Consider the following 21600-nt stretch of genomic DNA (forward strand, 5'->3'; position numbering starts at 1 on the left):
AAATATCAACCCGCCCTGGGCAAATCCGCCAGCACCGCCTCGATTTCCCCCAGCACCGCCGGGTCATCCAGAGTCGAAGGCGGTACATAGTCCTGCCCGTCGGCAATCTTGCGCAGCACCGCGCGCAAGATTTTCCCCGAGCGGGTCTTGGGCAGCCGCTTCACCAGCCGAACCCGGTTGAAACAGGCCAGCGGGCCAATCGCTTCGCGCACGCTGCCCACCAGGTCTACCAGCAACTGCGCCTCGGCAATGCCCTCGCCGTCCTTGAGCACAATGAGCGCCAACGGCACTTGACCCTTGATTTCATCGTGCACGCCAATCACCGCACACTCGGCCACCGCCGGGTGGCAGGCCACCAGGTCCTCCATTTCGCCCGTGGACAGCCGGTGGCCAGAGACGTTGATCACGTCATCCGTGCGCCCCATGATGTAGACGAAACCATCATCATCCAGAAAGCCGCCGTCACCCGTGTGGTAATACCCCGGGTAAGTGCGCAGGTAAGCCTGCAAATAACGCTCGTGATCGCCCCACAGGGTCTGGCTGCACCCAGGCGGCAATGGCAAGGCAATGACGATCGAGCCCTGGTGGTTGGGGCCCAGCAAATGGCCCTCGTCATCCACCACACGCACGTGATAGCCCGGAACCGCCCGGTTGCTTGAGCCCGGTTTCGCCGCACTGCCGTCCAGCCCCACGCAGGGCGCGGTGACCGGCCAGCCGGTTTCGGTCTGCCACCAGTGGTCGTGCACCGGCTTGCCACTGACCCGCTCCAGCCATTCATGGGTGCTGGAATCGAGCTTCTCACCCGCCAGGAACAATTGGCGCAGCGAGCTGAGGTCGTGCTTGCGGATCAGCTCGCCCTCCGGGTCTTCCTTGCGGATGGCACGCATCGCGGTGGGCGCACAGAACAGCGCGTTGACCTTGTATTGCTCCACCACCCGCCAGTAAGCCGAGGCGTCCGGCGTGCGGATCGGTTTGCCTTCGTAGAACACCGTGGTGCAGCCGCTCATCAGCGGCCCATAGACGATCAGCGAATGGCCGACCACCCACCCCACATCGGAAATGCCCCACCACACGTCTCCGGCCTGCATGCCGTAGATATGGCGCATGGCATAGCACAGCGCCACGGCATTGCCGCCGTTTTCGCGGACGATGCCCTTGGGTTTGCCGGTGGTGCCAGAGGTGTACATGATGTACAGCGGGTCGCCGGCATCCAGCTCGACCGGTGCTACCGGCTGGGCGCCGACCAAGGCTACCTGCCAGTCCAGGTCGCGGCCTGGCTGCAGCTGCGCCTGCGCCTGCGGCCGTTGCAGCACCAGCACATTGCGCGGCTGGTGCCGGGCCAGCTGCAAGGCGCGGTCGACCAGCGGCTTGTAGGCAATCACCTTGTCGAATTCCAGCCCGCAGGATGCCGTCAGCAGCAGCGTGGGCCGGGCGTCATCGATGCGCAGGGCCAGCTCGTTGGCGGCAAAGCCGCCGAACACCACCGAATGCACCGCGCCAATCCGCGCGCAGGCCAGCATGGCCATGGCCGCTTGCGGCACCATGGGCATGTAGATGATCACCCCATCGCCCTTTTCCACCCCCAGCTGGCGCAGCAAACCGGCCAGGCGCGCCACTTCGTCGCGCAAGTGGTTGTAGGTGTAGGCCTGCTGCACGCCGGTGACCGGCGAATCGTAGATCAGCGCCACCTGCTCGCCACGGCCCAGCTCGATCTGGTGGTCGAGGGCCAGGTAGCAACTGTTCAGACGGCCATCGGCGAACCAGCGGTGGGTACCGTCGGCGTTGTCTTGCAGGGTCAGGGCAGGCTTGCGGTGCCAGGCCAGGTGCGCGGCCTGTTCCGCCCAGAAAGCGGCAGGGTCGGAAATGGAATGGGCGTAGCTGTGCTGGTAGCTCATATCGAAGGGAACCCGGTACTTGTTGTTATTGAAGGGCGAAACCTGAGTATGGACCGCTACACCCGCGCCGCCATGGGACTAAAGTCACAACCGACCTGCAAATTTGCAGACAACGCAAAAGCGCCCCATAACGGTGCAAAGCCTCTAGAATAGGCCACCCTTCAGCCACCGAGCAGCCCATGGATATCGATCAGGCCCGAACCTTCCTGGAAATCGTGCGTTGCGGCAGCCTGGTCGCCGCCGCCGAACGCCTGTTCGTGTCACAGACGGCAATTACTGCCCGAGTGCAGCGCCTGGAGCAGCAACTGGGCTGCCAGCTATTTGTGCGCAGCCGCAACGGCGCCAGCCTGACCAGCGACGGCGAAGCATTCGTCAGTTATGCCAACCAGCTGGTACAAACCTGGGAAGCGGCGCGGCGCGACCTGCCGCTGCCCGAGGGCTGCCAGCAAGTGCTGCATGTGGGGGGAGAAGTGAGCCTGGGCAACCCGATGATGCTTGACTGGATCAGTGCCCTGCACCGTGAGCTGCCCAGCCATGCCATCCGCAGCGAGGTAAGTGACGGCGAGTCGCTGCTGCGCAAGGTCGAGATGGGTTTGCTGGACGCCGCGCTGGTGTACCAGCCGACCTACGGGCCGGGCCTGCAGGTGGAACAGTTGATGGAAGAGAAGCTGATCCGCGTGCGCCGGGTCGACCAGCCAGAGCCCTACATCTACATCGACTGGGGCGAGGCCTTTCGCCGCCAGCACGATGCCGCCCTGCCCGACTGCGCCCGCCCGGCGCTCAGTTTCAACCTGGGCCCACTGGCCTTGCAGTTTATTCTCGACCAGGGCGGCAGCGGTTACTTCCGCACGCGGGTGGTGCAGGCGTACCTGGACAGCGGCGTGTTCGAACGGGTGCCGCAGGCGCCGGAATTCACCTACCCGACCTTCCTGGTGTACCCACGCAAACGCGACAGCGAAGCCCTGCAACAGGCCTTCGCCATCCTGCGCCGGCTGGTAGCCGCCGGCGCCAGCGACTGGTCACAACGCTGGGACCCGGTTATCTGAAGCCTCGCCGTTGCTGAGCAGCTGGCGCTTGAGGCCAGCAATCAGGTCGGTCTGGGTGATTACCCCCACCAGCTTGCCGGCATCGAGCACCGGCAGGCAATGCAGGCCCTGCTCGCACAGAAGCGGCAACAGGCGCTCCAGCGGATGCTGGCTACTGACACTGACCACCCGGCGGCTCATCACCTGCTCCATGCGTACCGCTTTGCGGCCGAACAGCCCGCGCCAGCTGAAGCGGCCACGCTGCATGGCCGGGCCGACCAGGTCGCTGAGGCTGACGATGCCCACCAGCTTGCCCTGCTGCAATACCGGCAGGGTTTTCAGGTGGTGGCTGGCTAGCATTTTCCAGGCCTGCTCAAGGGTGGTTTCGGGCGTGGCGAACTGCACATCGCGCGACATCACCGAAGCCGCGGTAATACCGCCAAGGCTGCGCTGCAGGGCGTGCTGCTCGGTGGCGAGGATGATGCGTTCCAACTCGTCACGGGTGACGTCGACGAACTCACCCAGCTCTTCCAGGGCCTGATCCAGGTCCTCGCCACGGATGCCGACCCGCTCACTGGGCAGGGGGTCGTGGGTATGGTGCACATCTTTGCGCGGCGCTACGCCTTTCGGGTAGCGCACACCAGTCAGGCGATTGTAGAGCACCGCCACGCTCACCAGGATCAGCGCGTTGAGCAGGATGGGCTCAAGCAGGTGATCGCCCATGGCGGTCAGCCCCGAATCAGCCAGCACTGCGCTCACTGCCACCCCGCCACCCGGCGGGTGCAGGCAGCGCAGCAGGCACATCACCAGGATCGAGACGCCCAGGGCCGCTGCGGCCACCCACAGCTCCGGGCCGAAACCTTGACGCATGGCCAGGCCGACCGCGCCGGCCAGCGCGTAGCTGCCCAGCACTGGCCAAGGTTGGGCCAACGGGCCGGAATGCACGGCGAACACCAGTACTGCCGTGGCCGCCAGCGGGCCCAGCAGGTGCAAGGCGATGCCGGGGCCATAGGCCATGCTGGTCAGCCAGCCAGCGAGGAACAGACCGAGCAACGCACCGATACCGGCACGCAACCATTCTTTTGGAGAGGTATTCAGGGGCGCCGGCAACAGGCGCTGCAGGCGGTTTTCGGAACGCGAGGCAGACATTGGGTAATCGGGGTCTTTGGTTTTTTCAGATTAAAAAGAAAGCCCAGCCGAGCTGGCCTGGGCCTCGTATTGCGCGTGCAATACCACAAGGGGCTCCTTCCATGGAGAGATGGAAACCGCAGGGTTTCGTGAGAGGGATTTTGCCGGGTGGAGGGAAGTTGGGCTAATTCAAAAAACTGCGGCTGTACTGCAATTTTTTTGCAGTACTGATACGGCCTCGGCGGATTGGGCACACCTGTGGGAGCGGCCTCGTGTCGCGATGAGCCGCCTAGCGGCCCCGGCATTACCGAGCCTTGCGCGGCAGGTCGATGCTCACACGCAATCCTCCCAGCGGGCTCTGCTCCAAGGCCAGACGCCCGCCCCAGGCGTCGACGATATCGCGCACGATACCCAACCCCAGCCCATGCCCGTCCACCTGCTCGTCCAGCCGCGAGCCCCGCTCCAGCACCTGCAGCCGTTGGTTCTCAGGGATGCCTGGGCCATCGTCATCGACCCACAGCTGGAAGCCCTCGGTATTGGGCTCAATGCCCAGGCGCACCTCGCTGTCTGCCCACTTGCAGGCGTTGTCCAGCAGGTTGCCCAGCAGCTCCAGGAAGTCTTCGCGGTCCCATGGCAATAACAGCCCGGGCGGCACATCACTTGCCAGCAGCAGGCCCTCGCCGTGGATCATGCCCAATGTCCCGAGCAACCCCGGCAACTCGGCGTCACAGTCGAACTGCGCGCCCGGCAGCGCATCCCCTGCCAGCCGCGCACGGTTCAGCTCGCGTGCCAGCCGTTGCTGGATCTGCTCCAGTTGCTCACGCATCTGCGCGCGGACTTCGGGCAGGTCCTTCAAGCGCTCGCTGGAGGCCAGGCTCAGCAGTACCGCCAACGGCGTCTTGAGTGCATGCCCAAGGTTGCCCAAGGCATTGCGCGAACGGCGCAGGCTGTCTTCGGTATGACTGAGCAAGTGGTTGATCTGCCCCACCAGCGGCGCCAACTCGCTGGGCACCTGCTCATCCAGCTGCGAGCGCTGGCCCTGCTGCAGCTGGGCGATCTGCTGGCGTGCCCGCTCAAGCGGGCGTAACGAGCGGGTAACCGTGATGCGCTGCAGCACCAGAACCAGAATCAGCGCCACCAGGCCCATGCCCAGGCCGATCTGCTGCATGCGCCGGAAACCTTCGCGCACCGGCGAATAGTCCTGTGCCACGCTGATCGAAATGTCCTGGCCCAGGCGCCGGTAGTCGGCGCGCAGGGCCAGCAGTTGCTGCCCTTCCGGGCCGAGTTCATGGCTATCGGAAAGCCCGGGCGCCGATGGTTTGGGCATGTCAAGGTCCCACAGCGAACGAGACCTCCAGGTACCTTTGTCAAAATCGATGCGGAAGTAGTACCCGGAAAAAGGCCGTTGGTAGGCCGCCGAAATACGCCGCTCATCCAGCTGCAGGCCGGACGGCCCACGTACCAACGCCACCAGCAGGTTCTCGCTTTCCTTGCGCAGGCCGTTTTCCAGGTAGCGTTGCAGGCCAGCTTCGAACAGCCACAAGGTCAGTTGCGCCAGCACCACGCCGACCACCACCAGCACCGCCACCAGGCCCAGGCTAAGGCGCGCCTGGATCGACTTCACTCGGCGCTCCCTGCATAAATGTACCCTTGCCCACGCCGGGTCTCGATCACGCTGCGGCCCAGCTTGCGCCGCAAGTGATTGACGTGCACTTCCAGCACGTTGGAGTCCCGTTCGGTTTCGCCGTCGTAAAGGTGTTCGGCCAGGTGGCTTTTGGACAGGATCTGCTGCGGGTGCAGCATGAAGTAACGCAGCAGCCGGAACTCGGCGGCGGTCAGCTGCACATCCATGCCATCACGGCTCACGCACTGACGGCTTTCATCCAGGTGCAGCCCCGCTGCCTCCAGTTTCGGCTGGTTGGCCAGGCCCCGGGCACGGCGCAGCAATGCCTGGATACGCAATTGCAGCTCTTCCGGGTGGAACGGTTTGCTCAGGTAGTCATCAGCCCCGGCCTTCAGCCCCTCGATGCGCTCGGCCCACGAGCCGCGGGCGGTGAGGATCAGCACCGGCGTGGCCAGGCCGGCAGCACGCCACTGGGCCAGCACATCCAGGCCCGGCAAGCCCGGCAGGCCAAGGTCGAGAATGATCAGGTCGTAGGGTTCGCTCTGCCCCTGGTAAACCGCGTCGCGGCCGTCGGCCAGCCAGTCCACGGCATAGCCCTGGCGCTGCAGGCCGGCGGTCAGCTCATCGGCCAGCGGTACATTGTCCTCGACAAGCAACAGGCGCATTCAGTCGTCTTCCTCGTCTTTGAGCAGGGCGCCGGTGCTGGCATCGAGCTTGATCTCGCGTACCACACCTTCAACCGTCAGCAGTTCGACCTCATATTCGTAGCGATCGTCGTCTTCTTCCAGCTCGGCTTCCAGCAGGCGCGCCCCGGGGTGACGCCCCAGGGCGGTTTCCAGCAATTGCTCGAGCGGCAGGATGACGCCCTTCTGCCGCAGCTTCAGGGCTTCGTCCTGGTCAAGGTCGCGGGCTGCGGCCAGGGAGCACACGGCCAGCAGCGCCAGCGCGAGGTAGCGCGCCGGCCGCGGTAAGTGGATCATCAGTTGTCCCGCTCGTCCTTCAGCACTTCACCGGTCTTGGCGTCCAGGTCAACATCCCACTCGACGTTCTGGGTGTCGCGCAACTCGACCTTGTAGATGTAGCGGCCGTACTCGTCTTCAAGCTCCGAGTCGGTGACGGTGGCGCCGGGGTGCTTGGCCACGGCGGTGGCTTTGAGCTCGTCCAGCGACTTGATGGTCTTGGCGTTGACCAGCTTGACCACTTCGTCAGGCTGTACATCCTTGGCGAAAGCGGCATTGGCGCCCAGGGCGAAGGCGGCGGCGGCGAACAGGGCAGTCAAGGTTTTCATCGTTCTTCTCTCCTGAGAACTGTGTAAGTTGTCTACGGGGTTAAGATTAACCACCGGTCCTTAATTCAACCTGAAAACAGCTGGCGGCATGATAGCGCAGTTACACCGCCAGCCAGACTCGGCCTCCTGTTGGAGCAGCCTTGTGCTGCGAAAGGGCCCGTGCAGGCACAACAGTTGTGTAGTCTGTACCGGCCCTTTCGCAGCACAAGACTGCTCCTACAAACCCAAGAGATCCGCCATGAGCGCCATCCACATCAAGTACCCTGCCCTCACCTTCAAGGCCGGTGACCGTGCCCTGCGGCTCATCCGCGAGCGCGGCCTGCAGGCGGCCGATGTCGGGGTGCTGCCAGGTGCGGCCGGTGGCCCGAAGCCGCTGGGTATCCAGGGCCTGGACCTGGCACTGTTCGGCGAGTGGCTGCCTTCGGCACCGCGCCCGCGCGCCCTGATTGGCGCTTCGATCGGTGCCTGGCGCTTCGCCAGCGCCTGCCTCGAAGACCCCATCGCGGGTCTGCGTCGCCTGGGCGAGTTGTACACCGAACTGGATTTCGCCAAGGGCGCCACCCCGGCCGAAATCAGCCACAGCTGCCAACGCATGCTCGACGACCTGCTGCAGGGCCGCGACGGCCAGCTGCTGGCCAACCCGCACTATCACCTGAATATCCTGGTAGTGAAAAGCCATGGCCAGCTTGCCCACGACCATCGTGGCCGCCTGGGCCTGGGCCTGGGCTCGGTGGTGGCCAGCAACCTGCTCAGCCGTTCGCGCCTGGCGCGCCACTTCGAGCGCATCATCCTGCACGACGGGCGCGCCACGCCGCCGCTCGACGCACTGACCGACTTCCCCTCACGCTACCTGCCGCTGGACCTGACCAACCTGCGCCACGCCCTGCTGGCCTCGGGTTCGATCCCCATGGTCATGCAGGGTGTGAAAGACATCCCCGGCGTGGGCGCTGGCACCTACCGCGACGGCGGCCTGCTGGACTACCACCTCGACCTGCCCTATCGCGGCGACGACCTGGTGCTGTACCCGCACTTCACCGACAAGGTGGTACCGGGCTGGTTCGACAAAGCCTTGCCCTGGCGCAAAGGCGATGCCACCCGCCTGCAGAACGTGCTGCTGATGACCCCTTCGCCGCAGTACCTGGCCGCCCTGCCCTACGGCAAGCTGCCGGACCGCAACGACTTCAAGCGCTTCATGGGTGATGCGCCAGGCCGCAAGCGCTATTGGTACAAGGCTATCGCTGAAAGCCAGCGCCTGGGCGACGAGTTGCTGGAGCTGGTCGCCACCGGGCGGCTGCATGAACGCCTGCAAGCCTTGTAACGGCCATGCTGGTAGAATGCGCGCATTATTGATTCACACAGAGTTAAGACAGCGTGGAAATCTTCAAGGAATTTACATTCGAATCGGCCCACCGCCTGCCCCACGTCCCTGAAGGGCACAAATGTGGCCGCCTGCATGGCCATTCGTTCAAGGTCGGCCTGCACCTGACCGGCCCGCTCGACCCGCACACCGGCTGGATCCGCGACTTCGCCGAGGTCAAGGCGATCTTCAAGCCGATCTACGAACAACTGGACCACAACTACCTGAACGACATCCCGGGCCTTGAGAACCCCACCAGCGAAGTGATCGCCAAGTGGATCTGGGACCAGGTCAAGCCGCTGATGCCGGAACTGTCGAAAGTGCGCATCCACGAAACCTGCACCAGCGGTTGCGAATATACCGGCGACTGATTCGCCCGCGCTACTGGCCCTGCGTGCTGCCCATGGCATCGCGCAGGAAGCTGGGGGCGATGTAGCGCTGGTAATGCGCTTCTGAAAGCAGGAAGAACTCGCGATCGATGGCATCGCGCAATTGCGGCAGTTCCCAGTCGCGAAACTCCGGCAGCAGCACCATGCCGTAGGCCTCCAGGTCACGGATCATCCGCGCCCCGCGGGCAATCAGCTGGTAAGCCCAGCAATATTCCGACTGCTGCTCGACAAAGCGGATGGAGCGCTGCTCCAGTTGCTGACGCAACAGGCTTTTGTCGAACACCTCCAGCTTGGCCATCATCACCTGCACCAGCAACTGCTCAAGGCGCAGCCACACCGCGCGTTTCTGCGCGTCGTCGTAGCCGTTCCAGTTGATCACCTCGTGGTGGAAACGCTTGCAGCCACGGCACACCGTGTCTCCGTAAACCGTGGAGCACAGGCCGACGCAAGGGGTCTTGATGGACTTGTTGGACATGAAAAATAACAGTTTGGCGGAGGAACACGGGCCCATGTTAGCCCTTTGTCTAACCAGGGTCACTCGTTAAAGTCATCTTCTGCGCCTTACTTTCGGGCTTTTTTTGCCGTAGAATCATCCGGCCTTTTCAAAGGCAACAATGTCCGTTGGAAGCTGTTTTCAAAGCGTCACGAGCACAGTTAATCCGGTAGAACGGCGTTGGCCCGGGCCATGCATCCCCCGCATGCCCGCGCCAGCCCTCATCAGCTCCCCGTTCTGCAGGCGTAAAACTTTGAAAGCAGCTTCTGTAAGGATTCTTTGCGACTCTGGCTGGGCGGCCCACAAAGCCGTGGCAGCGCATGGGTGCATCGAATGCTGGATAAGCGTCCCGGACCCCCTTTAGGGACCACTGATGAGGGAAATAACTGTGCTTGAAGCCTACCGCAAACACATCGAAGAGCGTGCCGCCCTGGGTATCGTGCCCCAGCCGCTGAACGCCGAACAAACCGCAGGCCTGGTCGAGCTGCTGAAAAACCCGCCGGCCGGCGAAGAAGCCTTCCTCGTAGACCTGATCACCAACCGCGTACCACCAGGGGTCGACGAAGCTGCCTACGTCAAGGCTGCTTTCCTTTCTGCTGTTGCCAAGGGCGAAACCCAGTCGCCTCTGATCGACCGCAAGCACGCCACCGAACTGCTCGGCACCATGCAGGGCGGCTACAACATCGAAACGCTGGTCGCACTGCTGGATGACGCCGAACTGGGCGCCGTCGCGGCCGAACAGCTCAAGCACACCCTGCTGATGTTCGATGCCTTCCACGACGTGGCCGAAAAAGCCAAGGCCGGCAACGCTCACGCCAAGGCCGTGCTGGACTCCTGGGCTGCCGGCGAGTGGTTCACCGCCCGCCCGGCCATCGCCGAGAAGTACACCCTGACCGTGTTCAAGGTGCCAGGCGAAACCAACACCGACGACCTGTCGCCTGCTCCAGACGCCTGGTCGCGCCCTGACATCCCGCTGCACGCCCTGGCCATGCTGAAAATGGCCCGCGACGGCATCGAGCCACAGCAGCCTGGTTCGGTCGGCCCGCTGGCACAGATCGAAGCCGTCAAGGCCAAGGGCTTCCCGGTTGCCTATGTAGGTGACGTGGTAGGTACCGGTTCCTCGCGTAAATCCGCTACCAACTCGGTACTGTGGTTCTTCGGCGACGACATTCCGTACGTGCCGAACAAGCGCGCCGGTGGCTTCTGCTTCGGCACCAAGATCGCCCCGATCTTCTACAACACCATGGAAGACGCCGGCGCCCTGCCGATCGAATTCGACTGCACCAACCTGGGCATGGGCGACGTCATCGACGTTTACCCGTACAAAGGTGAAGTACGCCGCCACGAAAGCGACGAGCTGGTCACCAACTTCGAGCTGAAAACCGAAGTGCTGCTGGACGAGGTCCGCGCTGGCGGCCGTATCCCGCTGATCGTTGGCCGTGGCCTGACCGAAAAAGCCCGCGCCGAGCTGGGCCTGGGTGCTTCCGACCTGTTCAAGAAACCAGAGCAGCCTGCCGACTCCGGCAAGGGCTTCACCCTGGCGCAGAAAATGGTCGGCCGTGCCTGTGGCCTGCCAGAAGGCCAGGGCGTGCGCCCAGGTGCCTACTGCGAGCCGAAGATGACCACCGTCGGTTCCCAGGACACCACTGGCCCGATGACCCGCGACGAGCTGAAAGACCTGGCGTGCCTGGGCTTCTCTGCCGACCTGGTCATGCAGTCGTTCTGCCACACCGCGGCTTATCCAAAGCCGATCGACGTCACCACCCACCACACCCTGCCAGACTTCATCCGCACCCGTGGCGGCGTGTCGCTGCGCCCAGGCGACGGCATCATCCACAGCTGGCTGAACCGCATGCTGATGCCTGACACCGTCGGTACCGGTGGCGACTCGCACACCCGCTTCCCGATCGGCATCTCGTTCCCGGCCGGTTCCGGCCTGGTGGCCTTCGCCGCCGCCACCGGCGTCATGCCGCTGGACATGCCAGAGTCGATCCTGGTGCGCTTCAAGGGCAAACTGCAACCGGGCATCACCTTGCGTGACCTGGTACATGCCATCCCTTACTACGCCATCCAGAAGGGCCTGCTGACCGTCGAGAAGAAGGGCAAGAAAAACGCCTTCTCCGGCCGCATCCTGGAAATCGAAGGCCTGGACGAACTGACCGTCGAGCAAGCATTCGAGCTGTCCGACGCCTCGGCCGAGCGTTCCGCTGCCGGCTGCACCATCAAGCTGCCGGAAAAGGCCATCGCCGAGTACCTGCAGTCCAACATCACCCTGCTGCGCTGGATGATCGGCGAAGGCTACGGCGACCCACGTACCCTGGAGCGTCGCGCCCAGGCCATGGAAGCCTGGCTGGCCAACCCTGAGCTGCTGTCGGCTGACGCCGATGCCGAGTACGCTGAAATCATCGAAATCGACCTGGCCGACGTCAAAGAGCCTGTGCTCTGCGCGCCGAACGACCCGGACGATGCCCGCCTGCTGTCTTCGGTACAGGGCGAGAAGATCGACGAAGTGTTCATCGGTTCGTGCATGACCAACATCGGCCACTTCCGCGCTGCCGGCAAGCTGCTGGAGAAGGTCAAGGGTGGCATCCCTACCCGTCTGTGGCTGGCTCCGCCAACCAAGATGGATGCTCACCAGCTGACCGAAGAAGGCTACTACGGCATCTACGGCAAGGCCGGTGCGCGCATGGAAATGCCAGGCTGCTCGCTGTGCATGGGTAACCAGGCACGTGTGCAGACCGGTTCGACCGTGGTCTCCACCTCGACCCGTAACTTCCCGAACCGTCTGGGCGACGCGACCAACGTGTACCTGGCATCGGCCGAACTGGCTGCTGTCGCTTCGATCATCGGCAAGCTGCCGACCGTCGAAGAGTACATGCAGTACGCGAAAGACATCGACAGCATGGCTGCCGACGTTTACCGCTACTTGAGCTTCGACCAGATCGCCGAGTTCCGCGAAGCGGCAGCCAACGCCAAGATCCCGGTGGTTCAGGCTTAAGCTGAGTTACAGGCAGTAAAGAAAGCCCCGGCAGCGATGCCGGGGCTTTTTGTTTTAGCCTGTACCGGCCCAATCGCCGGCAAGCCAGCTCCCACAGGTACTCCACAGGTCTTGAGAACTTTGGAGTACCTGCGGGAGCTGGCTTGCCGGCGATTGGGCCAGTACAGGCAACCTCAGATCACAAACAAATCCACAAACCTGTGCACCGCCATCCCCTCCAGCTGCTGCTGGTCCTTGCACACCTCCACAATCTGCGCACACCGCTGACGGGCAAAACGCGTCCCCAGGTTTGCCCTGAACTTGGCCTCCAGCAACGGTATGCCCTCCCCTCGCCGCCGCCGATGCCCGATCGGGTATTCCACCACCACTTGGTCAGTGCTGCTGCCATCCTTGAAGAACACTTGCAGCGCGTTGGCGATCGAGCGCTTGTCTGGCTCCAGGTACTCGCGACTGAAGCGCAGGTCTTCCACCACTTCCATCTTCTCGCGCAGGCGATCGATGCTCGGGTGGTGGGCATGGAAAGCATCTTCATAGTGCTCTGCCACCAAATGGCCGAAGATCAGCGGTACCGCCACCATGTACTGCAAGCAGTGGTCACGGTCGGCAGCATTGGCCAGCGGGCCGCTCTTGGAAATGATGCGGATCGCTGACTCCTGGGTGGTGATCACGATGCGGTCGATTTCATGCAGACGGTTGCGCACCAGTGGATGCAGGGTCACTGCCGCCTCACAGGCGGTCTGGGCATGAAACTCGGCAGGGAAACTGACCTTGAACAACACGTTTTCCATCACATAGCTGCCCAAGGCCTGAGGCAGACGCAGCTCGTACTGCCCGGCAGGCTTGAGCGCCAAGTCTTTGTTGGTATGACTGAACGATACGTCGTAGAACCCCCACTGCGGCGCCGTGAGCACGCCCGGCACGCCCATCTCGCCGCGCAGGGCGATATCGGCCAGGCGCACGCCCCGGCTGGAAGCATCGCCCGCCGCCCAGGACTTGCGAGAACCGGCGTTGGGCGCATGGCGGTAAGTGCGCAGGGCCTGGCCGTCGACGAAGGCGTGGGACAAGGCCGAGAGCATCTGCTCGCGATTGGCCCCCATCAGCCTGGCACACACGGCGGTTGAGGCCACCTTCACCAGAATCACGTGATCGAGGCCGACACGGTTGAAAGAGTTTTCCAGTGCCAGCACACCCTGGATCTCATGGGCCATGACCATTGCCTCAAGCACATCGCGCATCAGCAGCGGCGCCTCACCCGCTGCGACGTGCTTCTGCGACAGGTGATCAGCCACGGCCAGGATGCCGCCAAGGTTGTCCGAGGGATGAGCCCATTCAGCGGCCAGCCAGGTGTCGTTGTAGTCCAGCCAGCGCACCGTGCAGCCGATGTCCCAGGCAGCCTTGACCGGGTCGAGGCGGTAGGCGGTGCCGGGAACACGGGCGCCATTGGGCACCAGCGTGCCCTCTACCTGAGGGCCGAGGAGTTTCGTGCATTCGGGGAAGCGCAGGGCCAGCAGGCCGCAGCCGAGAGTGTCCATCAGGCAGTTGCGCGCGGTGGCCAGGGCTTCGGCGGAATCGACCCGGTAGCCGAGGGCGTAGTCGGCCAGGGTCTGCAACACCCGGTCGTAGTCCGGGCGGTCGTTGAGGTCTACGTTGGCGCTCATATCCAGCTCCCTTCAGAATTGCCGGGGCTGCTGTGCAGCCCCAACGAACTAAAGCCGAGCGCCAGTGGTGCTTTAGAAGCTATCGCCAGGCACGCGAACCCAGCCCTCCATCAGCACGCGAGCACTGCGGCTCATGATTGCCTTGGTCACTGTCCACTCACCCTCCACCCGGCGCGCCTCGGCCCCGACCCGCAAGGTGCCCGAAGGGTGGCCGAAACGCACAGCGCTGCGCTCGCCCCCGCCAGCGGCGAGGTTGACCAGCGTGCCCGGAATGGCCGCTGCGGTGCCGATCGCCACCGCCGCCGTACCCATCATGGCATGGTGCAGCTTGCCCATCGACAAGGCCCGCACCAACAGGTCGACATCCCCTGCCTGTACCACCTTGCCACTGGACGCAGTGTAGGTGCTCGGTGGCGCAACGAACGCCACTTTTGGTGTGTGCTGACGCCCGGCAGCCTGGTCGACATTGTCGATCAAGCCCATGCGCACGGCGCCATAAGAACGAATGGTCTCGAAACGCAGCAGCGCCTGCGGGTCGCCGTTGATGGCGTCCTGCAGTTCGGTACCGGTGTAGCCGATATCCGCCGCGTTTACGAAGATGGTCGGGATGCCAGCGTTGATAAGGGTCGCCTTGAAGGTGCCGACGCCCGGTACCTCCAGGTCATCGACCAGGCTGCCGGTAGGGAACATCGCACCGCCGTCGTCACCGTCGTCGGCCGCCGGGTCGAGGAATTCCAGTTGCACCTCGGCCGCCGGGAAGGTCACCCCGTCCAGCTCGAAGTCGCCGGTTTCCTGCACTTCACCTTCAGTGATCGGGACATGGGCGACGATGGTCTTGCCGATATTGGCCTGCCAGATCCGCACCGTGGCGATGCCGTTGCGCGGAATGCGCGCCGGGTCGACCAGGCCACTGGTGATGGCGAACGAACCGACCGCAGCAGACAGGTTGCCGCAGTTGCCGCTCCAGTCGACGAACGCCTTGTCGATGCTGACCTGGCCGAACAGGTAGTCGACATCGTGCCCGGGCTTGATGCTTTGCGACAGGATCACGGTCTTGCTGGTGCTGGACGTCGCACCGCCCATGCCGTCGATCTGCTTGCCGTAGGGGTCGGGGCTGCCGATTACCCGCAGCAGCAGTGCGTCACGGGCTGGGCCGGGGATCTGCGCCTGCTCGGGCAGGTCTTGCAGGCGGAAGAACACGCCTTTGCTGGTGCCGCCACGGATGTAGGTGGCGGGGATTTTTATTTGCGGTACGTGTGCCATTGATGTGCTGTCCTGTCTGAAATGCATATGGCCTCTGGGGCTGCCTTGCAGCCCATCGCGGCGCAAGGCCGCTCCTACAGGGATCGCGTGACGCTGTGGGAGCGGCCTTGTGTCGCGAAAGGGCCGCAAAGCGGCCCCCGTTCATGCTCAGGCGGTCGCTTCGAGGAAGTCCTGGGCAAAGCGCTGCAGCACCCCGCCCGCTTCGTAGATCGACACTTCCTCGGCGGTGTCCAGGCGGCAGGTCACCGGCACTTCCAGGCGCTCGCCATTGGCGCGGGTAACCACCAACGTCAGGGTCGCCCGTGGCGTACGTGCGCCCAGCACGTCATAGGTCTCGCTGCCGTCCAGGCCCAGGGTCTTGCGGTCGGTGCCTGGCTTGAACTCCAGCGGCAACACGCCCATGCCCACCAGGTTGGTGCGGTGAATGCGCTCGAAGCCTTCGGCGACGATGGCCTCGACACCCGCCAGGCGCACGCCCTTGGCCGCCCAGTCGCGGGACGAACCTTGGCCGTAGTCGGCGCCGGCCACGATGATCAGCGGCTGTTTGCGCTGCATGTAGGTCTCGATCGCCTCCCACATGCGGGTCACCTTGCCTTCCGGCTCGATACGCGCCAGCGAGCCCTGCTTCACGCTGCCGTCTTCCTTGCGCACCATTTCGTTGAACAGTTTGGGGTTGGCGAAGGTGGCACGCTGGGCGGTCAGGTGGTCGCCGCGGTGGGTGGCGTAAGAGTTGAAGTCCTCTTCCGGCAAGCCCATTTTCGCCAGGTATTCACCGGCGGCGCTGTCGAGCATGATGGCGTTGGACGGCGACAGGTGGTCGGTGGTGATGTTGTCCGGCAGCACCGCCAATGGGCGCATGCCGCGCAGGGTACGTTCACCGGCCAGCGCGCCTTCCCAATACGGCGGGCGGCGGATGTAGGTGCTCATCGGGCGCCAGTCATACAGCGGCGCCACTTTCGGCCCGCGGTCTTCCTCGATGGCGAACATCGGGATGTACACCTTGCGGAACTGCTCTGGCTTGACCGCGGCACGCACCACGGCGTCGATCTCTTCATCGCTCGGCCAGATGTCCTTGAGGCGGATTTCCTTGCCATCGACCACGCCCAGCACATCCTTCTCGATGTCGAAGCGGATGGTGCCGGCAATGGCATAGGCCACCACCAGCGGCGGCGAAGCCAGGAAGGCCTGCTTGGCATACGGGTGGATACGCCCGTCGAAGTTGCGGTTACCCGACAGCACGGCGGTGGCGTACAGGTCGCGGTCGATGATTTCTTGCTGGATCACCGGGTCCAGCGCGCCAGACATCCCGTTGCAGGTGGTGCAAGCGAAGGCGACGATACCAAAACCGAGTTGCTCCAGCTCCTTCTCCAGCCCGGCTTCTTCCAGGTAAAGCTGCACAGCCTTGGAACCTGGCGCCAGCGACGACTTGACCCACGGTTTGCGGGCCAGGCCAAGCCTGTTGGCATTGCGTGCAATCAGGCCAGCGGCTATCACGTTGCGCGGGTTGCTGGTGTTGGTGCAGCTGGTGATGGCGGCAATGATCACCGCACCGTCCGGCATCTGCCCCGGCACCTCTTCCCAACTGCCGGCAATGCCTTTGGCTGCCAGGTCGGTGGTAGCCACGCGAGCGTGCGGGTTGGACGGGCCGGCCATGTTGCGCACCACGCTCGACAGGTCGAAGCTCAGGGTGCGCTCGTAGACAGCGCCGCCCAGGCTGTCGGCCCACAGGCCGGTCGCCTTGGCGTAGGTTTCCACCAGCTTGACCTGCTGCTCTTCGCGGCCGGTCAGGCGCAGGTAGTCGATGGTCTGCTGGTCGATGGCGAACATAGCGGCGGTGGCGCCGTATTCCGGGGCCATGTTGGAAATGGTGGCGCGGTCACCCAAGGTCAGCGCGCGGGCGCCCTCGCCGTGGAATTCAAGGTAGGCGCCGACGACTTTCTGTTTACGCAGGAATTCGGTCAGGGCCAGCACCAGGTCGGTGGCGGTGATGTTCGGTGCCAGCTTGCCGGTCAGCTCGACGCCGACGATTTCCGGCAGGCGCATCCACGAAGCGCGGCCGAGCATCACGTTTTCGGCTTCCAGGCCGCCAACGCCAATGGCGATCACGCCCAGGGCGTCGACATGCGGGGTGTGGCTGTCGGTGCCGACGCAGGTGTCCGGGTAGGCCACGCCGCGGTCGTTGTGGATGACAGGCGACATCTTCTCCAGGTTGATCTGGTGCATGATGCCGTTGCCCGGCTGGATCACGTCGACGTTCTTGAACGCCTTCTTGGTCCAGTTGATGAAGTGGAAGCGGTCTTCGTTGCGGCGGTCTTCAATGGCCCGGTTCTTTTCGAAGGCCTGCGGGTCGAAGCCACCGCACTCCACTGCCAGCGAGTGGTCGACGATCAGTTGTACCGGCACCACCGGGTTGACGGCGGCCGGGTCGCCACCCTTGTCGGCGATGGCATCGCGCAGGCCGGCGAGGTCGACCAGCGCGGTCTGGCCGAGGATGTCGTGGCACACCACGCGGGCCGGGAACCACGGGAAGTCGAGGTCGCGCTGGCGTTCGATCAGTTGGCCCAGCGAGGCGTCGAGGGTGGCCGGGTCGCAGCGGCGCACCAGGTTTTCGGCGAGCACGCGGGACGTGTAAGGCAGGCCGTCGTAAGCGCCGGGCTTGATCGCCTCGACCGCCGCACGGGCATCGAAGTAGTCCAGGTCGGTGCCTGGAAGGTGCTTGCGGAATGCTGTGTTCATATCGTTATCAGGCTCGGTCACGGTACGGTCGTGGATAGCTTTCTAATTGCTGTCCTGTGTTGGCTGTTCCGGCCTCATCGCCGGAACAGGCCACCCCACAGGTTCGGTTTCAGCGCTGCTCGATCGGCACGAACTGGCGCTGCTCGACGCCGACATACTCGGCGCTCGGGCGGATGATGCGGTTGTTGGCACGCTGTTCGAAGACATGCGCCGCCCAGCCGGTCAGGCGCGAGCAGACGAAGATCGGGGTGAACAGCTTGGTCGGGATACCCATGAAGTGGTACGCCGAGGCATGGTAGAAGTCAGCGTTGGGGAACAGCCGCTTCTGCTCCCACATGGTCTTGTCGATGGCTTCTGAAACCGGGTACAGCACGCTGTCCCCCACTTCGTCGGCCAGCTGCTTCGACCAGCCCTTGATCACCTCGTTGCGCGGGTCGGACTCTTTGTAGATGGCATGGCCAAAGCCCATGATCTTGTCCTTGCGCTCCAGCATGCGCAGCAGCTCGGCAGTGGCTTCCTGCGGGCTCTGGAAGCGCTCGATCAGCTCCATCGCCGCCTCGTTGGCACCGCCGTGCAGCGGGCCGCGCAGCGAGCCGATGGCAGCGGTGACGCAGGAGTACAGGTCGGACAGGGTCGAGGCGCAAACGCGGGCGGTGAAAGTGGAGGCGTTGAACTCGTGCTCGGCGTACAGGATCAGCGACACGTTCATGACCTTGACGTGCAGCTCGCTCGGCTTCTTGCCGTGCAGCAGGTGCAGGAAATGGCCGCCGAGCGTGTCTTCGTCACTGGTGCAATCGATGCGCACGCCATGGTGGGTGAAGCGGTACCAGTAGCACATCACTGCCGGGAACAGCGCCAGCAGGCGGTCGGTCTTGTCGCGCTGGGCTTCGAAGGTGAGCTCGGGCTCCAGGGTACCCAGTACCGAGCAACCGGTGCGCATCACGTCCATCGGGTGGGCGTCACGCGGGATGCGCTCCAGCACTTCCTTCAATGCTTGCGGTAGGTCACGCAGGCCTTTGAGCTTGAGCTTGTAGTCGGCCAGCTCGGCCTGGGTTGGCAGCTCGCCGTACAGCAGCAGGTAAGCGACTTCTTCGAACTCGGCACCTGCCGCCAGGTCACGCACGTCGTAACCCCGGTAGGTCAGCCCGGCACCGGCCTGGCCAACGGTCGACAGTGCGGTCTGGCCGGCCACCTGGCCACGCAGGCCTGCGCCACTGAGTACTTTCGCTTCGGCCATGATGTTTCTCCTTTCTTGAATTTGTTATGGATTTATTCTGGCTAATTCGGGGTGTTGCTCAGCCTTTCTTCTGGGCAAACAACGCGTCGAGGCTCTGCTCGAAGGCGTGGTAACCGATGGCATCGTAGAGCTCCATACGGGTCTGCATGGTGTCGATCACGTTTTTCTGGGTGCCGTCGCGGCGCAGCGCGGTGTACACGTTCTCGGCGGCCTTGTTCATGGCACGGAACGCCGACAGCGGGTACAGCACCAGCGACACGTCGACCGAGGCCAGCTCTTCGGTGGTGTACAACGGCGTGGCGCCGAATTCGGTGATGTTGGCCAGAATCGGCGCCTTCACCCGATCAGCGAACGTCTTGTACATCTGCAGTTCAGTGATGGCTTCCGGGAAGATCATGTCGGCGCCAGCCTCGATGCAGGCCTCGGCGCGATCAAGGGCAGCGTTCAGGCCTTCGACGGCCAAGGCGTCAGTACGCGCCATGATCACGAAGCTGTCATCGCTACGGGCATCGACAGCGGCCTTGATGCGGTCGACCATTTCCTGCTGGCTGACGATTTCCTTGTTCGGACGGTGGCCGCAGCGTTTGGCGCCCACCTGATCCTCGATATGGATGGCAGCAGCGCCAAACTTGCTCATCGAACGTACGGTGCGGGCGACGTTGAAGGCCGACGCACCGAAGCCGGTGTCGACATCCACCAGCAACGGCACGTCGCACACGTCGGTAATGCGGCGCACATCGGTGAGCACGTCGTCCAGGCCGGTGATGCCCAGGTCCGGCAAGCCCAGCGAGCCTGCGGCCACGCCGCCGCCGGACAGGTAGATGGCCTTGAAGCCGGCGCGCTTGGCCAGCAGGGCATGGTTGGCGTTGATGGCGCCAACCACCTGCAGGGGATGTTCGGCAGCAACGGCGTCGCGGAAACGCTGACCGGGGGTGCTCTTCACAGTCATTTCTCACCTCGTGGGCTGTTGTTGTGGGCGTCCAGATAGTGACGCTCGATGTTGCGCTTGGACGCGCCGATGTGGCGGCGCATCAGGAGTTCGGCCAGCTCGCCGTCACGGTCGGCGATGGCATCGAGGATGCGGTGGTGTTCGGCAAAAGCCTGGCGTGGCCGGTTGGGCGTGGCAGAGAACTGGATGCGGTACATGCGCACCAGTTGGTACAGTTCGCCGCACAGCATCTTGACCAGGGTCTGGTTGCCGCTGCCCTGGATGATCCGGTAATGGAAGTCGTAGTCGCCTTCCTGCTGGTAGTAACCCACACCAGCCTGGAATGCGGCATCGCGCTCGTGGGTATCAAGCACACGGCGCAGTTCGTCGATGTCGCCCTGGCTCATGCGTTCGGCTGCCAGGCGGCAGGCCATGCCTTCCAGCGACTCGCGAATTTCGTACAGCTCGATCAGTTCGGCGTGGTTCAGCGATACCACGCGCGCGCCAACATGCGGTACGCGCACCAGCAGGCGCTGGCCCTCCAGGCGGTGGATGGCCTCGCGCAACGGCCCACGGCTGATGCCGTAGGTGCGCGCCAGCTCCGGCTCGGAAATCTTGCTGCCGGGGGCAATTTCGCCCTTGACGATGGCCGCCTGAATGCGCCGGAAGACGTTTTCAGACAAGGTTTCCGTTTCGTCTGTCAGCACCGGGCTGGCGGTGGAAAGGTCCTGCATATTGTCGACACCTTGAAAATCTCTTTGCCAGAAATTAGCGAAAACAGGCTCGCCAGTCAAAGACAAAATGAACATTGTCGACAATTGTCTAATAACGAACTAACCCCCGCCCGGTGCTGTCAGATCGCGCACCGCTGGCGTCAATACGTCGGCGTGATAGAATGCCGCGCCTCCGATGGGGTATGGATAGCCTGTCTGTCATACATTCATGCTTGTTGACAGATAAAAGAGGAAGCTTGCGCAGTAGTTGCCAGTCGCCTTGACCAGAACCTTGCCTAGAACCTTGCACTGCACCGCGCCAGGATTATGAGACTTACACCCGTTTTATTGCTGCTATGCCTCACCCTGCTGCCGGCCCTTGGTCAGGCTGCGGGCAAGACCGTCTATGGTCTCAACGAATATGCACGGCTGGGCGACCTGGACCTGGAAGTGGCCGCCAAGCTCGACACCGGTGCCAAAACCGCCTCGCTCAGCGCCCGCGATATCAAGCGGTTCAAGCGCAACGGCGAAAGCTGGGTGCGCTTCTACCTGGCCATCGATGCTGCCCACTCGCACCCGATCGAGCGCCCGCTGGCACGCGTAAGCAAGATCAAGCGCCGGGCCGGCGACTATGATGCCGAATCGGGCAAGGCCTACACGGCACGCCCGGTCATCGAACTTGAAATCTGCATGGGCCAGGCCATGCGCACCATCGAAGTCAACCTCACCGACCGCAGCGCCTTCCAGTTCCCGCTGCTGATCGGCTCCGAGGCACTCAAGCACTTCGACGCGCTGGTCGACCCAAGCCTTAAATATGCGGCCGGCAAACCTGCCTGTGCCACCGACGCTCACAAAGCAGAGTAATTCC

At 63.7% G+C, this 21600-nt stretch carries 18 protein-coding genes; 5 read left to right on the forward strand and 13 right to left on the reverse strand.

What is annotated here, in order from left to right; all coding sequences use genetic code 11:
• Positions 1 to 5 precede the first annotated feature (5 nt).
• Positions 6 to 1895 carry a propionyl-CoA synthetase gene (locus SB765_RS17465; RefSeq protein ID WP_229609433.1) on the reverse strand — a complete coding sequence of 630 codons (1890 nt, stop codon included), beginning with the start codon at positions 1893 to 1895 and terminating at the stop codon, positions 6 to 8.
• A gap of 179 nt (positions 1896 to 2074) precedes the next feature.
• On the opposite strand from SB765_RS17465, the gene SB765_RS17470 reads away from it, so the two are divergent.
• A complete protein-coding gene (locus SB765_RS17470) occupies positions 2075 to 2941 on the forward strand; it encodes a LysR family transcriptional regulator (RefSeq protein WP_341798164.1) in 867 nt (288 codons plus the stop codon).
• Here the strand turns inward: SB765_RS17470 and SB765_RS17475 are convergent.
• From SB765_RS17475 to SB765_RS17495, 5 genes are all read right to left on the reverse strand, one after another.
• Positions 2915 to 4069, reverse strand: coding sequence for an HPP family protein (locus SB765_RS17475; protein WP_410931675.1), 1155 nt, complete (start codon positions 4067 to 4069; stop codon positions 2915 to 2917). The genes SB765_RS17470 and SB765_RS17475 overlap by 27 nt on opposite strands.
• A 283-nt stretch (positions 4070 to 4352) precedes the next feature.
• Positions 4353 to 5672, reverse strand: coding sequence for a sensor histidine kinase (locus SB765_RS17480; protein ID WP_410931676.1), 1320 nt, complete (start codon positions 5670 to 5672; stop codon positions 4353 to 4355).
• Positions 5669 to 6337, reverse strand: a complete 669-nt coding sequence (locus SB765_RS17485) for a response regulator transcription factor (RefSeq protein ID WP_028613463.1) — start codon at positions 6335 to 6337, stop codon at positions 5669 to 5671. Before SB765_RS17485 ends, SB765_RS17480 begins: the two co-directional genes overlap by 4 nt.
• Positions 6338 to 6652: a PepSY domain-containing protein gene (locus SB765_RS17490; protein ID WP_016500524.1), complete on the reverse strand. Its 315-nt coding sequence runs from the start codon at positions 6650 to 6652 to the stop codon at positions 6338 to 6340. It abuts the gene before it with no gap.
• Positions 6652 to 6960, reverse strand: a complete 309-nt coding sequence (locus SB765_RS17495) for a PepSY domain-containing protein (RefSeq protein WP_410931677.1) — start codon at positions 6958 to 6960, stop codon at positions 6652 to 6654. Before SB765_RS17495 ends, SB765_RS17490 begins: the two co-directional genes overlap by 1 nt.
• A gap of 238 nt (positions 6961 to 7198) precedes the next feature.
• On the opposite strand from SB765_RS17495, the gene SB765_RS17500 reads away from it, so the two are divergent.
• Both SB765_RS17500 and queD read left to right on the forward strand, forming a co-directional pair.
• Complete coding sequence (locus SB765_RS17500) at positions 7199 to 8278, forward strand: patatin-like phospholipase family protein (protein WP_410931678.1); 1080 nt, start codon at positions 7199 to 7201, stop codon at positions 8276 to 8278.
• Positions 8279 to 8331: 53 nt separating this feature from the next.
• Positions 8332 to 8688, forward strand: a complete 357-nt coding sequence (gene queD / locus SB765_RS17505; protein ID WP_012271598.1) for a 6-carboxytetrahydropterin synthase QueD — start codon at positions 8332 to 8334, stop codon at positions 8686 to 8688.
• A 10-nt stretch (positions 8689 to 8698) separates the two neighbouring features.
• Here the strand turns inward: queD and SB765_RS17510 are convergent, their stop codons facing one another.
• Complete coding sequence (locus SB765_RS17510; protein ID WP_151326450.1) at positions 8699 to 9181, reverse strand: DUF1289 domain-containing protein; 483 nt, start codon at positions 9179 to 9181, stop codon at positions 8699 to 8701.
• A 406-nt stretch (positions 9182 to 9587) separates the two neighbouring features.
• Here SB765_RS17510 and acnB point away from each other — a divergent pair, with 406 nt between their 5' ends.
• Entirely contained in the window at positions 9588 to 12197 is a 2610-nt protein-coding gene (acnB, locus tag SB765_RS17515; protein ID WP_341798868.1) for a bifunctional aconitate hydratase 2/2-methylisocitrate dehydratase, read from the forward strand.
• Positions 12198 to 12370: 173 nt separating this feature from the next.
• Here the strand turns inward: acnB and prpD are convergent, their stop codons facing one another.
• The 6 genes from prpD to SB765_RS17545 form a co-directional block, all read right to left on the reverse strand.
• A complete protein-coding gene (gene prpD / locus SB765_RS17520; protein WP_284363491.1) occupies positions 12371 to 13855 on the reverse strand; it encodes a 2-methylcitrate dehydratase in 1485 nt (494 codons plus the stop codon).
• Between the two features lie 72 nt (positions 13856 to 13927).
• On the reverse strand, positions 13928 to 15118 hold the full coding sequence (gene prpF / locus SB765_RS17525; protein WP_410931679.1) for a 2-methylaconitate cis-trans isomerase PrpF: 1191 nt from the start codon (positions 15116 to 15118) through the stop codon (positions 13928 to 13930).
• Between the two features lie 147 nt (positions 15119 to 15265).
• Positions 15266 to 17854 carry a Fe/S-dependent 2-methylisocitrate dehydratase AcnD gene (acnD, locus tag SB765_RS17530; RefSeq protein WP_341798158.1) on the reverse strand — a complete coding sequence of 863 codons (2589 nt, stop codon included), beginning with the start codon at positions 17852 to 17854 and terminating at the stop codon, positions 15266 to 15268.
• 109 nt (positions 17855 to 17963) lie between these two features.
• Positions 17964 to 19091 (reverse strand): 2-methylcitrate synthase, encoded by a 1128-nt coding sequence (prpC, locus tag SB765_RS17535; RefSeq protein WP_410911289.1) that lies wholly within the window; start codon positions 19089 to 19091, stop codon positions 17964 to 17966.
• A gap of 58 nt (positions 19092 to 19149) precedes the next feature.
• Entirely contained in the window at positions 19150 to 20040 is an 891-nt protein-coding gene (prpB, locus tag SB765_RS17540; RefSeq protein WP_016485912.1) for a methylisocitrate lyase, read from the reverse strand.
• Positions 20037 to 20753 (reverse strand): GntR family transcriptional regulator, encoded by a 717-nt coding sequence (locus SB765_RS17545; protein ID WP_016500533.1) that lies wholly within the window; start codon positions 20751 to 20753, stop codon positions 20037 to 20039. Before SB765_RS17545 ends, prpB begins: the two co-directional genes overlap by 4 nt.
• A gap of 306 nt (positions 20754 to 21059) precedes the next feature.
• On the opposite strand from SB765_RS17545, the gene SB765_RS17550 reads away from it, so the two are divergent.
• Entirely contained in the window at positions 21060 to 21596 is a 537-nt protein-coding gene (locus SB765_RS17550) for an ATP-dependent zinc protease (protein ID WP_016500534.1), read from the forward strand.
• Positions 21597 to 21600 lie beyond the last annotated feature (4 nt).

This window comes from Pseudomonas sp. SIMBA_067, assembly GCF_046534675.1.
GTDB classification, from domain to species: domain Bacteria; phylum Pseudomonadota; class Gammaproteobacteria; order Pseudomonadales; family Pseudomonadaceae; genus Aquipseudomonas; species Aquipseudomonas putida.

Excerpts from the sequence above, each read along its gene's own strand:
- SB765_RS17475 (WP_410931675.1), bottom strand. The coding sequence starts at position 4,069 with ATGTCTGCCTCGCGTTCCGAAAACCGCCTGCAGCGCCTGTTGCCGGCG.
- SB765_RS17495 (WP_410931677.1), bottom strand. The coding sequence starts at position 6,960 with ATGAAAACCTTGACTGCCCTGTTCGCCGCCGCCGCCTTCGCCCTGGGC.
- SB765_RS17490 (WP_016500524.1), bottom strand. The coding sequence starts at position 6,652 with ATGATCCACTTACCGCGGCCGGCGCGCTACCTCGCGCTGGCGCTGCTG.
- prpC (WP_410911289.1), bottom strand. The coding sequence starts at position 19,091 with ATGGCCGAAGCGAAAGTACTCAGTGGCGCAGGCCTGCGTGGCCAGGTG.
- SB765_RS17550 (WP_016500534.1), top strand. The coding sequence starts at position 21,060 with ATGAGACTTACACCCGTTTTATTGCTGCTATGCCTCACCCTGCTGCCG.
- prpD (WP_284363491.1), bottom strand. The coding sequence starts at position 13,855 with ATGAGCGCCAACGTAGACCTCAACGACCGCCCGGACTACGACCGGGTG.
- SB765_RS17500 (WP_410931678.1), top strand. The coding sequence starts at position 7,199 with ATGAGCGCCATCCACATCAAGTACCCTGCCCTCACCTTCAAGGCCGGT.
- SB765_RS17485 (WP_028613463.1), bottom strand. The coding sequence starts at position 6,337 with ATGCGCCTGTTGCTTGTCGAGGACAATGTACCGCTGGCCGATGAGCTG.
- SB765_RS17545 (WP_016500533.1), bottom strand. The coding sequence starts at position 20,753 with ATGCAGGACCTTTCCACCGCCAGCCCGGTGCTGACAGACGAAACGGAA.
- SB765_RS17465 (WP_229609433.1), bottom strand. The coding sequence starts at position 1,895 with ATGAGCTACCAGCACAGCTACGCCCATTCCATTTCCGACCCTGCCGCT.
- prpB (WP_016485912.1), bottom strand. The coding sequence starts at position 20,040 with ATGACTGTGAAGAGCACCCCCGGTCAGCGTTTCCGCGACGCCGTTGCT.
- SB765_RS17510 (WP_151326450.1), bottom strand. The coding sequence starts at position 9,181 with ATGTCCAACAAGTCCATCAAGACCCCTTGCGTCGGCCTGTGCTCCACG.
- prpF (WP_410931679.1), bottom strand. The coding sequence starts at position 15,118 with ATGGCACACGTACCGCAAATAAAAATCCCCGCCACCTACATCCGTGGC.
- acnD (WP_341798158.1), bottom strand. The coding sequence starts at position 17,854 with ATGAACACAGCATTCCGCAAGCACCTTCCAGGCACCGACCTGGACTAC.
- SB765_RS17470 (WP_341798164.1), top strand. The coding sequence starts at position 2,075 with ATGGATATCGATCAGGCCCGAACCTTCCTGGAAATCGTGCGTTGCGGC.